This is a genomic window from Providencia sp. PROV129, from assembly GCF_028482245.1.
GTDB lineage: Bacteria > Pseudomonadota > Gammaproteobacteria > Enterobacterales > Enterobacteriaceae > Providencia > Providencia vermicola.
Genome location: NZ_JAMPQD010000021.1, coordinates 67731 through 80273, shown reverse-complemented (window position 1 = coordinate 80273; position 12543 = coordinate 67731). Strand labels below are relative to the sequence as shown.

Below are 12543 nucleotides of genomic sequence, written 5' to 3'. Positions count from 1 at the left end.
ATTTTAATCCGATTTTTATTAACAATCGTTATGTTTTTTTTTATATAATGGTGGGGTATGAAGCGAGGAAAAAGAGGGGGTAAACCCTCTTTTAAAATACTACTTTAGATGTAGAAAAATAAGAAACTTTAACTAATTACTTTGGGTTAACGGTTTTACTGCCGATTGGTTAATTAACCTAACGTCATTTCCGGTAGGTGATTGATGCGGCATTAAATTAAACTGTGGCAAAATGGAGAAAATATGGTCAAAGATATCCGATTGAATCCTCTCATATTCAACCCAAACCGTTGTGTTAGTGAAGGCGTAAATCTCAATTGGAATACCATTTGAGTCAGATTCCAATTGCCTCACCATAATCGTCATTTTTTTATGAATATTGGGGTGTGCTTTTAAATAGGCATCAATATATGCGCGAAATATCCCAATATTAGTCAAACGTCGCTGATTTAATGGGATTGCTTTATCATCAGGTATTGCGGAATTAAAAACTTGGATTTCAGACACTTTTTGGCCGATATATGGCTCAAGTAAATTTGCTTTTTCGCAATGCGAAATTTCTTCTGGTGTCAAAAAATGTACGCTGGTGGCATCAATACGAAAGCTACGTTTTATCCGGCGCCCGCCAGATTCGGTCATGCCTTTCCAGTTTTTAAAAGAATCTGAAATTAATGCATAAGTTGGAATAGTTGTAACAGTATTATCCCAATTACGGACTTTAACGGTGGTTAAACCGATATCAATAACAGCACCGTCCGCACCGTATTTAGGCATTTCTAACCAATCGCCAATATTGACCATATTATTGGCAGATAATTGTATACCAGCAACTAAGCCCATTATTGGGTCTTTGAATACCAACATCATCACTGCTGTCATGGCACCGAGTCCACTTAAAATAATCAGTGGAGACTTACCAATTAGTAGCGCAATGATCATGATTGCAATCAGTATGGATGCGATGAGCTTAATACTTTGGAAAATTCCTCGCAAAGGAAGGTGAGCGGTTTTAGCAGCACGTTGTAAGATGCCTAACACGATATCGAGTATGGAGTAAATCGTTAATAAGCCAAATAATAGGCACCATGCTTGTGAACCGACTTTAAGCACTATCTGGGCTGTTGACCCAGTAGATAGCCAAAGTGATGCTTGAATGTTAACAACAATACCTTGAATTACAAATGCAATTCGGTTGAAAAGATTATGTTGGGTAAGCAAATGCGGCCAGCTACCTACTGATTTTTGCCCCCGTTTCTCTAATGAGGGTAGCAATATTTTGTGTAAAAAAAGGTGTAAGACAAGGGCGACAATCAGTATGAGCCCAAGCACAATGAGCAAAGAGGCGAGGTTGGCATAGTCTTGATTAAACTGGTGTACCCAGTCGAGCAGTTGCTGCTGCATGTGTTCTCCTTCTATCAAAGGTTTTGTAGAAAATCTCAAAAAAGTGAGCAAAGCCTGAATAGCATATCATATATGCGATAAAAACTCATTAAGGGTGATATTAAACACTGCCTTAAATGTTTTAATTAGTTAATAATTTCATCACATTAATGACGACTAAGACTATCATTAAAATAGCAGATTTCAAAAGACACAGCCCAGTAGAGAAATAACATTTACATAACATGACAGATGATAAGTATTTTCCGATTGCGAATGAATATGGCACAGAATAATGTTTGCTGAATATTAAAAGCGAGTTTTCTCACAGATCTGCGTATTCAGGGGGTAATCATGAATATATTTAAGTTAAGTAATGTTGGGAGGGGAGTACGTTCTCGTCATCTACTATTTTTCTTTGCGATGGTAATGCCACTATCATCAATGTCTTCACCATATGAAAATAATGAGCAAGGAAAGGGTAAAGGGCATCACCAAGTTCATAATGGAAAGGATAAGCAAACTCAGCGAAACGAAAGAAGTAATGCTAAATGGCATCAAGATACGAATAAGCAGAAACATACGCTGGCAAATTTTAATGTCAGTTTTGGTTATGCTCGTCCACTCGCTATCGAATATGGCTTAACTGGGTATAAAGGCTTACCACCAGGTATAGCGAAACAAATTGGTCGAGGTAAACCATTACCACCTGGTATTGCCAAAAAGGTACTCCCTAGGGAATTTGTATCGCAACTTCCAGTGTATGTTGGTTATGAATGGCAGGTAAGTGGGCGGGATTTACTGCTTGTTGCAGTTGGAACTGCGATTATTGCAGAGATTATTGAAAATGTTTTTGAATAAAAAAGCGGCTTTGAATTCAAAGCCGCTGTGCAAAATGTTTGCAAATTAACGCTAATGATAAGGTAAATGAAAGGTTTGATTGACTAGAAAACAACTAACTTACATAAAACGTTTTGACAGTAATTCAACGACTTCTTGAACACTACTGATAAATTCTTTAATGCTGCTCATGGTTAACTCCGATTATTAAAGTGTGATCTTGATCACGTGAGAGCATTTTAATCTTTGGATTGTTAATGTCAAGTTAATCCTAAAATATATTTTAAAAATTAAACATAATTTTAATGTGGATATTCATCACGGTTATTGGTGCATCCTCTAGACGCTTTATAAGAAAAAAGAGATGAATTTAAACGCAGATAGATAAATATGGTGTATGGTTAATGATATAAAAGAGAATAAAATGGCAGATTAAAGGGATGTATCTCAATGATAAGTTACGTAAATGGTCAATACCTACCTGAAGAACAGGCAACAGTCTCCGTTTTTGACCGGGGTTTTTTGTTTGCCGATGCGGTGTATGAAGTAACAGCCATTATTAACGGTAAATTGGTCGATTTTGAACATCATATTGCACGCTTACAACGCTCATGTCATGAATTGCAACTTGCTTTACCTTATAGCTCAGAAGAAATTAAACAAATTCATATGCAATTAATTGAGCGTAACAATATCAATGAAGGACTTATTTATCTTCAATTCACTCGAGGAAATGCAAAGCAGCGTAACTTTTTATTCCCTGATAAAGATATTCAGCCAACATTAGTCTTGTTTGCACAAAAGACGAATATTGTTGATAACCTAAAAGTAAAAAATGGCATTAGGGCTGTCACAGTAGACGATATTCGATGGGCGCGGTGTGATATTAAGACAGTGGCTTTATTAGCGGCTTCTTTAGCGAAAGAGTATGCTAAACAACAAGGTGCTGATGATGCAATTTTCGTCAAAGATGGAATTGTAACAGAAGGGAGCTCCAGTAATTGTTTCATTGTGAATCAACATGGTCAATTACAAACCCGAGGGTTGAGTCATGAAATATTACCAGGCATTACACGAAAAGCCGTTCTTTCACTGGCTAAAGAGCAGGGTATCGCAATTATCGAAAAAGCGTTTAGTCTTGAAGAAATGCTAACGGCGAAAGAGGTCTTTATGACATCAGCTACAACATTAGTTTGCCCTGTGATCAAGATTAACCATCAGAAGATTGGAGAAGGTAAGCCGGGGAATATTGCCATCCGGCTACGTGAGATTTACCTAGAAAATACAAAATAATAAATTAGGCTTTGCTATTTTAATTGCAGAAATTCCTTAACGGAAGAAACGGTGACCATACCCTCTAATGCTTGGAGACTTTGTTCATGAAGTTCAAGTGTTGGCGCGGCGCATAAGTCATCTAAAATGGTGACAAAATAGCCTAAATCATGCGCTTCCCGTGCTGTGCTCTGAATGGCTTTTACGGTGCTTACACCACCGATAAATAATTGCGTAATTCCATTATTAGTCAGCCATTTATTAAAATGGTTTCCTGCAAATGCAGAGACACCTTTTTTAATCATGATTGGGTCACGAAAACCCACATCAAGGTCATTTACCCAATTGCAGCCATTATCACTTAACTTTAATGCGCCGATTTCTTTGGCATGTTGAAACATGGGGGAGCCAGCGGGAACATCATGGTAATTATCAGAAAAACCGACTTTTACCCAAATAACAGGAATATGAAGGTTCCTCGCGTGATTGGCTGCTTGATTCGTTTTTTCAATAATTTTGCGCTCATAAGTTTGTTGGTAGCTGGAATTTGATAAGCCATTTTTACCAATTATCTCTTCAATGAGATCAATAATTACTAATGCCTTGGACATTATTGCCTCTTTTTGCTGTAAGTAAATTAACTTAAAGGCGGCTATTTTAACCCTAAAATAGGGAGTGTGTTGTTAACTCAATTACAGAATTAGATTTATGGCAAATCAATAATGAAACCAATCCCTCTATTATCTAACCCATCAGTAACTCTAATTGACGCATTAATTTTCATTGCTAAATTATGGGCGATGGATAAACCTAATCCACTCCCTGTTTCCATTGTGCCAGGAACACGGTAAAAGCGAGAGAAAATGAGTTGGCGACTTTGTTCAGGAATGCCTCGCCCATTATCTTGTAATGAAATAGTGGCACCAAAGGGGGTTAAATCTTTAATTGAAACTTTGATATTTCCTTTTTCAGGGCAATATTTGATCGCATTTTCAATTAAGTTGGTAAAGATATTTGTCAGAGCTAGTTTATCTGTGAGCACATAGAATGATTCTGGGCTTTGCAGTTCAACATCAATATTCTTATTAATTGCATAAGGAACATGGGATGAAATAATGGTGCTGATTAAAGTGGGTATATCGACTTGCTCTTTATTTAAGACGAAATCCTCGGCTTCTAAACGGGCTAAATCAATAAGCTGATGAGATAAAGAAGCTGCGCGGTTTAGTGTCTCCTGCATGTCATTAATAATTTCTTCTTTTTCTTTTGGATTATCGATTTGCATTAATAAGTGTAATTGGGCGATAACGGCAGCAATCGGGGTGCGAAGCTCATGTGCGGCATCTGCCATAAAACGCTTTTCACGCTGATTAGCCGCATCAACACGAGCCATTAAATTATTGATTGCGGCAATAATCGGCCGAATCTCTTTATATTGTTCCTTAACTTCGATAGGCGTTAAGTTTCCAGGTTGGCGGCTGGAGATAATTTTTGCCGCTTGTCTTAATGGTCTTAGACTAAAATAGGCGGTAATTAAAATAGCAAGTAACATTATTCCTAAAATAAAGGCGAGAGGAATTGCAGTGCCTTCAGCAGGGGTTCCTAATAATGATTTTCTATCACTATAGGACTCTGCAATAACAATTTCGAATGTGTTTGTTTTATCCCAAGCAGAGGTGAAATGCCAATCTTTATGTAGGTTAGCTAATTCAGAAACAGATTTTAGTGAAGGAACCTTTAATTTTTCATTATTGCGGTAAAAAACATTGCCTTGTTGGTCCCTGACAACCATAAAAGGACGATAGGTTATTTCATCACCACTCTCCATTGCGTCTGCATATAGATTTTGTAGGTTATCTGCAATTTCTTTGAAATATTCAGGGTTATTTGAAACCACACTTAATGTTTTAGCAAATCCTTGAGTAATAATCTCTTGCTGTTTATCAAGCTCTTCATGAATTGAAGGCCAATAGAAAAACTGTAGCCAGCCAACTAATATTAGCCAGAGAAAAATTACAGAGCTAATTTGTAATCCGAAGGTATAAATAAAAAAGGACTTAACTTTCACTTGTTTGAGCTTCTTTTTTTAATAAATAACCGATACCACGGATAGTAATAATGCGTTCTTTACCTATCTTGCGGCGCAAATTATGGATATGAACCTCTAAAGAGTTACTTTCTACATCATCAATACCAAAGAGACGTTGTTCTAAGTCTGCTTTTCGAACAACATTATCGGCATTCTTAATTAATTCATACAGTAATAAATATTCTTTTCCAGAAAGCAGAAGCAGTTGCTCATTAAGTGTGACTTGATGATTTAACGGGTTTAATTGCAGATTATCTAATTGCCAAATCTCAGAAGAAAACCCCGCTATTCTACGGCTTACAGCTTTGACGCGAGATATAAGTTCTGGCATGGCAAAGGGCTTAGTCAAAAAATCATCTGCGCCTGAGTCTAAGCTAGAAACCAAATTATCCATCTGATTTCGAGCTGTTAATATAATGATTGGAATTGACTCCCCAGATTGACGCCATGCAATTAATTCTTCCTGACCATCACCATCAGGTAGCCCTAAATCTAATAGCATTAAATCAAAATTACGAGAAGCGAGCTGTGACTTTGCATCTGTAAGCAACCGTACCCAACAGGGGTTAAAACCAGCTAATTCAAGTCCACGACAAAGTGCTTTTCCCAACTGGAGATCATCTTCTACTAATAGGATATTCATATTATCACCTCTGACCGTCAGTATAAGTAGTCAATGGAAACCAGACAATATCTCGCCGTCTCAAGTTCAGCTTAGATTTAAGTTTATCTTAAGGTTGGTTTAACCCAGTTTTAAGGTACAAAAATATAGACAGATTATTATTCTTACACCCTCCTAAGAATAAGAGCATTGATGATGAAACAAGCTTTCTATGAAGTACCAATGTTTATTGCAGTTATTCTCATCGCTTTGATCATCATGGGAAAAGATTTCAATAAGACATCAGGCATTTATCCTTCTAGCATAACAACCAATGAAATATCAACATGTATTGATGTTAATAAATGTATTTCGCAGTCGCATCTTTCTGATGAAAGAAAAAACAAATCAAACCTATTAAAAGAAATTAAAACGTTTTTAAGACAAAAGATTTATTAACTACGATGAGCGTAATTTGAACATGAAAAAAATTGTAGCATTAATGGTTGGCATTTTACCTTGTAGCTATGTGTTTGCAGGGGAAAGTACATTTATTGCAGGGGCGGGGATCAATATAGCACCCGTTTATGAAGGTTCAAAAAAGTACCAGCTTGGACCAAGCTTAGAAGCAACGTATGCATATCTTTCTGATGATTATGGCGTATTTAGCTTAGGTATTGAAGGTGCAGCATGGGGAATAGGCTTAACGGATAATCTCACTTTTGTCAGTTCATTGGGCTATGACTATGGGCGTGATGAAAAAGTTGGATTTTTGGGTAATAAAAATAAAGACCTAAAAGGAATGGGGGACTTAGATGGCTCCTTGTTAGTTGGCGCTGATCTGTCTTATACACTAAATAATTATGAGTTTTACATCATGGGTGATATAGCAACAAAAGATAGACGCTATGGCGGTCGCCATATAGGTCGAACTGTTACTATAGAATTAGGTATGAATACAGACTATGACATTAATAGCTCATGGGAAATGGAATATAATTTAGCGGCGGTTTGGGGAAATAAAGCCTATAACCAAGCTTATTTTGGTGTTTCCAAACAACAAGCCAGCAAAACTAAATTCGCAGAATATGATGCAGGTAGTGGTTTTAAAGATATACATGGCTCAGCCATATTAAATTACAATATGGATGATAATTTCACGCTATATACTGGTATCGCTGCGTATTATTTAATTGGTGACGCAGGAAAGAGTTCATTAACAGAACAAAAATTAGGTTTTGTGGGGTTAACTGGCTTCCGCTACAAATTTTAAGTATCCAAAAAAGGAATGCTTATTGATTACTAACATTCCTTTCGTTAATGAAGTCTATTCAGCAGTATTTTCTTCGGGGATCCACCCGTCATCTAACCAAATTTCTTCCAATATTTCTTCAATGCGGATTTTATCTTCAGACATTTTGGTTCCTGAAATGTTTACGCGCTGCTGCGAGCTAAAACCAACACGGGTTACCATATCAGGGTATTGATTTTGCAATTTACGTAAAATCTCAGATTCAAGCGCGTGTAAAACGTTTGTGCTTGGTTTTTGTGGTGCATTTTTATCAAATAAAACTTCAATTCTTAACATAATAGCCTCGGCCAATTACTGTGTTAATATACAGTATTTTTGGGCGTATATAGAAAAAAGTCAATATGATCACAAAAATATTTTTTAAATTAATCTGAGTTAAAAACCAATATTTTTATATTAGAAAATAATAAACAATTAAAACAAATAGTTATTTTTTTATAAAAATAGGTTTGCAGTGGATAAAATGATTGTCAGATCTTAAAAAAAACGTATTCTAAAAGTGTAATTATGTTCATATAACGATGAGTCTAAAATCAAATGCTACATTCAATCAGAATTTCTAGGGAAAACATAAACGAGAATAATGTTGTTAATCAGCTATATGATCAGGCATTTCCGCTTTATGAGCAGAGAAGTTATCAAGGTCGTAAGTCAATTTTGAGTCATGACGACTATTATCTCTATTATTTTACAGATAATAACGTATTTGTTGGTTTTATTGGTTGCTGGAAAATTAATGAATACTTTTACATTGAACATCTCGCCATTTCAGATTCTCTCCGGGGGCAAGGGTATGGTCAGAAAGTACTAAAGCAATTCTGCCACGATGTAGGGTTAGTTATCCTTGAAATTGATCCTGTAATTGATGAAATCAGTCAAAAGCGGCTTTCGTTTTATCAGCACTGTGGTTTTCAACAAAACGAATACAACCATGCTCACCCGAGTTATTATCCTGAAAATAAGCCCCATAAGTTAGAAGTATTAAGTTTTCCACAGACAATAGATAAAGAAACGTATCAGCAATTTAACCAGATGCTACAAACTGTTGTGATGGAAAAATCACTACTATAGACCTGATTATTAGGTCATTTTACCTAGCGATGTAGCAGTAAATAAGCTCTGGATCATTATCATCTATGTTTTCAATACAGCCACTAGGAATAAAGCCAGTTTTTATCAATAGCTGTTGAGTGGCTGTATTTGATTTATTAGTTGACGTGAAAACTTTGGCTGTCGGGCTTTTCTTTATCAATTGATTGATTAGTATAAGCCCAAGACCTTGCCGACGATATTGGTTATTGACCATTAATAGTTCAATAAACCCATAGCCAAAAAAATGTGTGTTTATAACACCGTACGCTAATATTTCTTGATTTTTTTCCAATATAAAACAGTCATTCTGTTTTACCCAATGTGTGATTTCGTTTAATCGAACATCTGTCGCTACAGTGTCTATTTTGTAGATATTGTCTATGTCATCAATTGTTGCTAAACGGCAATTCATGTGAAGGTATCTTCTAATTTATTAGGGGGTAGTAGTATAGAGCTAAATAATCTTTATTTTCAATAGATTAGATATGTTTGTTGGTAAGCAGAACATAAAATAGGTATTTATGTGCAAAGGGCCAGGTTACTATAAAAAATACAGGGTATTATATACAGTAAATGTCAGCTTTTAGGTGTGTGATGACATGCATTATGAGGTGGAAAGTGGAAATAGAGAACCATGGTGAATATTTAGAACAAAAATTTTGTAACTTAGAGCTTGAAAACGAAAGACTAGAGCATGTACTTTTTGAGCAGTGTGAATTCATCAATTGTAACTTTACTGGAAGCTGTTTTACAGATTGCCGATTTGTCGAATGTACATTTCTAAAATGCAATTTGAGCCTAATCTCCATCCCTAATTCCCGTTTTTCTATTTGTGAATTTAATGGGAGTAAATTAGTGGGGGTAGATTGGACAAAAGCGCATTGGCCTCGTTTTGATTTTTATTCACAGCTGAGTTTTAAAAGTTGTATTTTAAGCGGTAGCAATTTTTTTGCGCTTAAACTTCATGAAACTCATTTTGATGATTGTCGTTTACACGATATTGATTTTAGAAATGTGGAACTCAATAAGTCTGTGATAACAGATTGTGACTTATCAAACAGTCTGTTTATGCAAACTAATTTAACTTCGGCTGATCTTACAGGTACTCATTCTTTTACGATTGATATTCGACAAAATACCTTAAAACAGGCTAAATTTTCGCGTTTTGAAGCATTAGAGTTGTTATATGGGCTAGATATTCAACTTATTGATTGAGATATAACAAGTCATAAAAATGCCCTTTGCAGGGGGGCCTGAAAGGGCGATTATTTAATATTACATTGCATACATAAGTCCTATTTGCTTATCTTCAACCTCAATACTAATTTTGTCGCTATCAGGCATTTCAATAGTCGCCAAAGAGATGAAAAAAGCAATGACAATGATGGTATATACGAGAAACATAAAAACCTCCCGTAATGCTTGGCGGTGACAGTACTGCACGTAAGCATGTTCGCTCAATTTAAGAATAAATGAGTTTTTTAAATTTGGGAATAGAGAAGGGACATTTTTTAAAAAGTTTATTGTTAAAACTACTTATATTTATCAGGTATTTTATCTGAGTAAACTTCTTTAATGCCCATCCAATCAGCGATTAAGTTAAAGAAATTAAGGCCATTCCTTCGAGCTGATATGAATTCTCGCATTTGCGAGTCTGAAGAGGTAATAAAAAGCGGTGGTTCAAAATTTTGTTTACGTTTATCGCCATGAGTCAAATCTTTTTGATTATCAATAAAAGAAAGACCATGAGCTGAAAAATAGAGCATAGACCATAATTTTTCGGTTTCTAATAACCTTTCTACATTAAAATCAAAGACTCTATAAAAAAACCAACCGTAATAGGTTGGTTTTCTTAGGGAATTTTGGTCGGCATGATAGGATTTGAACCTACGACCCCCGACACCCCATGTCCCCGATAGTGTCCTGTGAATACCATTGATCTAAAAGGAAAATAACTCATTTGATTGTACAAACAAACAGTGCTTAACATGCAAAAGCTGCACTATATGAAACAATGAGTTAAGTCTGATTTTACCGCCTGATTTATACTAAGGATAACAACTCTTTTTCAGCAGATAGCAACAGATCTTCCTTTAATTTTTTGAATGTTATTAGCGAGTCATTGACATAACTTTCCCATTCTTCATAATCATTGGGTTCAGGTTTAATTAAATCTATGATGCCTGATATTATAGTTTTAGACTCTTGTGATAAAAATAGAGCTTTAATTTGCAGAATAATAGCAAGACTTTCTATGCTTCTTTGTTTGATATTTTTATATTTATCAGATAATTGCTTGTATTCATCGGTATCGAATTTGTCATGGTATGCTTTTTTAGAACTGTAATATTCATTTAATTCTTCTTTAGATGCATTATCGATAAATTGATATATACCATGTTCATACCAAGTATATTCATCAAGTGCAGATCCTTCATAATTTAAGTATTTATCAATATCAATAAAAATCTTAAAGATATCATCATAGATTTCTTGTTTTTTTATCCAGACCTGCTGTGAAACCCATGTTTTTTGTATGAATTGATGCTCAATGTTTTTAGTCGTCTCAGTGTTCTTTGCTAACTGAGTATTGATTTCAGTTAGATTCTTTTTAATAAAATCGAATTTAGATTTTTCTTTAACGTACCCAGTTAGATACACTGAAAGCACTGAGAAAAAAGAACTCACTAGAGCTACCACGAAATATGACTCAAAGGATAAGCTTTGATTGAATTGTATTTTACCTAAGATCTCTGCTAACTGTTCGACTGTCATTTCTCACCCAACTATTTCACAATGCGGAACCTCTACCCATTCTACATGATTATCGGTATAAATCTTGGTTGATTCAGCGTCACTATGAGCCATGCGAGCTTGCGGATCAAAACCTCGTTGTTTAAACATAAATGCTGCCAATGCCCTAATTTCATGAAAGGTCGGTCTTTCATCTTGCGGTAAATTAGCTGCAACACCAACGCGATCCCTAAGTGATGAAAAAGCACGACTGAGATAATCAGGTGCCACTTGAGTAGGGTGGTTAACTTCTTTGCTGATTTTATTTGGCAATCGAATTGGCAGTCTATGCACGATGTAAGGACTGGCTACACTGTCACGACTATTATCAATTATTTCTTTAAGTTTTTTTCCAATAGGTATTGCTACATGGGATGCTTCTTTGTGCTGAACCTTTTGACGGTGTATATAGATCATGCCATAAATGCCGTCTTTCTCTTCATCAAACCAAACGCAACCGCAGGTGTTAGCTTTCGGTGCTTTGATATTGTATTTGATACGTGAAACTTCAAGTCTGGCTTGTGTTGTCTGTAAAGCTAAATCCATAGCTGTTCGTAACCAACGTTCAGCAGATGCTCGGATTTTAAGAAAGTCATCATAAGATAGTCGGCGACGTTTTTTCCCATCAACTCGTTTCATTTTCTTACGTTCTGCAGGATTATCTAGCATTAGAGATTCATCCATTGCATAACTAAATATTTTCTTTAGAAAGCCAACTTTTCTATTTTGAACATTAGCGGAAGCTTCCGCATGAAATTCATTAATGAACCCGTTAACATGCTCAAGAGTGACCTCAGCTGGTGTAATGTCATTGAAATAAGCTTTAACCCTTTCTAGATCGTTAGTCCAATCACTAAGCGTGCTTTCCGATGGCTGTTCATCATTCACCATTCGAGCAAACAATTTATCCAGATGTTCAGAAAACGGAAGTGACTCTCCATTTTTACCCCCTGAACTAATGATTAACGAATTAACAGAAATGAAATTTTCTGGTCGCATGATATTGTTATACTCTTTAGCAATCGCGATAGCCTTTGCCTTGTCTGCTCCCAAGTTCTTACGAGCACCATTTACTAAAGTAAATCGATACTGTTTCTCTGTTTTGTCATAGTAGAGAAAATCAGGCAAATGCCTGAATTCTCTTTTACGTGGTCGGCCTGCCAT

General features: G+C 35.8%; 15 protein-coding genes. 6 read left to right on the top strand and 9 right to left on the bottom strand.

Features of this window, described 5'->3' with window-relative positions; all coding sequences use genetic code 11:
- Nucleotides 1–132: 132 nt before the first annotated feature.
- Complete coding sequence (locus PSF27_RS15680) at nucleotides 133–1401, bottom strand: mechanosensitive ion channel family protein (RefSeq protein WP_272681850.1); 1269 nt, start codon at nucleotides 1399–1401, stop codon at nucleotides 133–135.
- A gap of 333 nt (nucleotides 1402–1734) precedes the next feature.
- On the opposite strand from PSF27_RS15680, the gene PSF27_RS15675 reads away from it, so the two are divergent.
- Nucleotides 1735–2241 (top strand): anti-virulence regulator CigR family protein, encoded by a 507-nt coding sequence (locus PSF27_RS15675; protein ID WP_241016769.1) that lies wholly within the window; start codon nucleotides 1735–1737, stop codon nucleotides 2239–2241.
- A gap of 423 nt (nucleotides 2242–2664) precedes the next feature.
- Nucleotides 2665–3513 (top strand): D-amino-acid transaminase, encoded by an 849-nt coding sequence (locus PSF27_RS15670; RefSeq protein ID WP_272681870.1) that lies wholly within the window; start codon nucleotides 2665–2667, stop codon nucleotides 3511–3513.
- Between the two features lie 14 nt (nucleotides 3514–3527).
- On the opposite strand, the gene PSF27_RS15665 is transcribed toward PSF27_RS15670, so the two are convergent.
- The 3 genes from PSF27_RS15665 to PSF27_RS15655 form a co-directional block, all read right to left on the bottom strand.
- Entirely contained in the window at nucleotides 3528–4103 is a 576-nt protein-coding gene (locus PSF27_RS15665) for a cysteine hydrolase family protein (RefSeq protein ID WP_206082304.1), read from the bottom strand.
- A 95-nt stretch (nucleotides 4104–4198) separates the two neighbouring features.
- Nucleotides 4199–5560, bottom strand: coding sequence for a sensor histidine kinase (locus PSF27_RS15660; RefSeq protein ID WP_272681849.1), 1362 nt, complete (start codon nucleotides 5558–5560; stop codon nucleotides 4199–4201).
- Entirely contained in the window at nucleotides 5550–6224 is a 675-nt protein-coding gene (locus PSF27_RS15655; RefSeq protein ID WP_272681848.1) for a response regulator, read from the bottom strand. Before PSF27_RS15655 ends, PSF27_RS15660 begins: the two co-directional genes overlap by 11 nt.
- A 171-nt stretch (nucleotides 6225–6395) precedes the next feature.
- Here PSF27_RS15655 and PSF27_RS15650 point away from each other — a divergent pair, with 171 nt between their 5' ends.
- A complete protein-coding gene (locus PSF27_RS15650; RefSeq protein WP_272681847.1) occupies nucleotides 6396–6641 on the top strand; it encodes a hypothetical protein in 246 nt (81 codons plus the stop codon).
- A gap of 22 nt (nucleotides 6642–6663) precedes the next feature.
- On the top strand, nucleotides 6664–7455 hold the full coding sequence (locus PSF27_RS15645; RefSeq protein WP_272574077.1) for a MipA/OmpV family protein: 792 nt from the start codon (nucleotides 6664–6666) through the stop codon (nucleotides 7453–7455).
- A gap of 54 nt (nucleotides 7456–7509) precedes the next feature.
- Here the strand turns inward: PSF27_RS15645 and PSF27_RS15640 are convergent, their stop codons facing one another.
- Nucleotides 7510–7770, bottom strand: a complete 261-nt coding sequence (locus PSF27_RS15640; RefSeq protein ID WP_206082299.1) for a DinI-like family protein — start codon at nucleotides 7768–7770, stop codon at nucleotides 7510–7512.
- 261 nt (nucleotides 7771–8031) lie between these two features.
- On the opposite strand from PSF27_RS15640, the gene PSF27_RS15635 reads away from it, so the two are divergent.
- Complete coding sequence (locus PSF27_RS15635) at nucleotides 8032–8565, top strand: GNAT family N-acetyltransferase (RefSeq protein ID WP_206082298.1); 534 nt, start codon at nucleotides 8032–8034, stop codon at nucleotides 8563–8565.
- 19 nt (nucleotides 8566–8584) lie between these two features.
- Here the strand turns inward: PSF27_RS15635 and PSF27_RS15630 are convergent, their stop codons facing one another.
- Entirely contained in the window at nucleotides 8585–8998 is a 414-nt protein-coding gene (locus PSF27_RS15630) for a GNAT family N-acetyltransferase (RefSeq protein ID WP_272539622.1), read from the bottom strand.
- Nucleotides 8999–9204: 206 nt separating this feature from the next.
- Here PSF27_RS15630 and PSF27_RS15625 point away from each other — a divergent pair, with 206 nt between their 5' ends.
- Complete coding sequence (locus tag PSF27_RS15625; protein ID WP_272681846.1) at nucleotides 9205–9801, top strand: pentapeptide repeat-containing protein; 597 nt, start codon at nucleotides 9205–9207, stop codon at nucleotides 9799–9801.
- A gap of 60 nt (nucleotides 9802–9861) precedes the next feature.
- Here PSF27_RS15625 and PSF27_RS21100 read toward each other — a convergent pair whose 3' ends face one another.
- The 3 genes from PSF27_RS21100 to PSF27_RS15610 all read right to left on the bottom strand — a co-directional run bounded on the left by PSF27_RS21100 (nucleotide 9862) and on the right by PSF27_RS15610 (nucleotide 12543).
- A complete protein-coding gene (locus tag PSF27_RS21100) occupies nucleotides 9862–9990 on the bottom strand; it encodes a hypothetical protein (RefSeq protein ID WP_263974613.1) in 129 nt (42 codons plus the stop codon).
- Between the two features lie 639 nt (nucleotides 9991–10629).
- Nucleotides 10630–11361, bottom strand: a complete 732-nt coding sequence (locus PSF27_RS21095) for a hypothetical protein (protein WP_272681845.1) — start codon at nucleotides 11359–11361, stop codon at nucleotides 10630–10632.
- Nucleotides 11362–11364: 3 nt separating this feature from the next.
- Nucleotides 11365–12543: a tyrosine-type recombinase/integrase gene (locus PSF27_RS15610; RefSeq protein ID WP_272681844.1), complete on the bottom strand. Its 1179-nt coding sequence runs from the start codon at nucleotides 12541–12543 to the stop codon at nucleotides 11365–11367.

Bases quoted from the DNA above. Each gene is read 5' to 3' on its own strand.
- PSF27_RS15680 (WP_272681850.1), bottom strand. From the start codon at position 1,401: ATGCAGCAGCAACTGCTCGACTGGGTACACCAGTTTAATCAAGACTAT.
- PSF27_RS15675 (WP_241016769.1), top strand. From the start codon at position 1,735: ATGAATATATTTAAGTTAAGTAATGTTGGGAGGGGAGTACGTTCTCGT.
- PSF27_RS15665 (WP_206082304.1), bottom strand. From the start codon at position 4,103: ATGTCCAAGGCATTAGTAATTATTGATCTCATTGAAGAGATAATTGGT.
- PSF27_RS15655 (WP_272681848.1), bottom strand. From the start codon at position 6,224: ATGAATATCCTATTAGTAGAAGATGATCTCCAGTTGGGAAAAGCACTT.
- PSF27_RS15650 (WP_272681847.1), top strand. From the start codon at position 6,396: ATGATGAAACAAGCTTTCTATGAAGTACCAATGTTTATTGCAGTTATT.
- PSF27_RS15645 (WP_272574077.1), top strand. From the start codon at position 6,664: ATGAAAAAAATTGTAGCATTAATGGTTGGCATTTTACCTTGTAGCTAT.
- PSF27_RS15640 (WP_206082299.1), bottom strand. From the start codon at position 7,770: ATGTTAAGAATTGAAGTTTTATTTGATAAAAATGCACCACAAAAACCA.
- PSF27_RS15635 (WP_206082298.1), top strand. From the start codon at position 8,032: ATGCTACATTCAATCAGAATTTCTAGGGAAAACATAAACGAGAATAAT.
- PSF27_RS15630 (WP_272539622.1), bottom strand. From the start codon at position 8,998: ATGAATTGCCGTTTAGCAACAATTGATGACATAGACAATATCTACAAA.
- PSF27_RS21100 (WP_263974613.1), bottom strand. From the start codon at position 9,990: ATGTTTCTCGTATATACCATCATTGTCATTGCTTTTTTCATCTCTTTG.
- PSF27_RS21095 (WP_272681845.1), bottom strand. From the start codon at position 11,361: ATGACAGTCGAACAGTTAGCAGAGATCTTAGGTAAAATACAATTCAAT.
- PSF27_RS15610 (WP_272681844.1), bottom strand. From the start codon at position 12,543: ATGGCAGGCCGACCACGTAAAAGAGAATTCAGGCATTTGCCTGATTTT.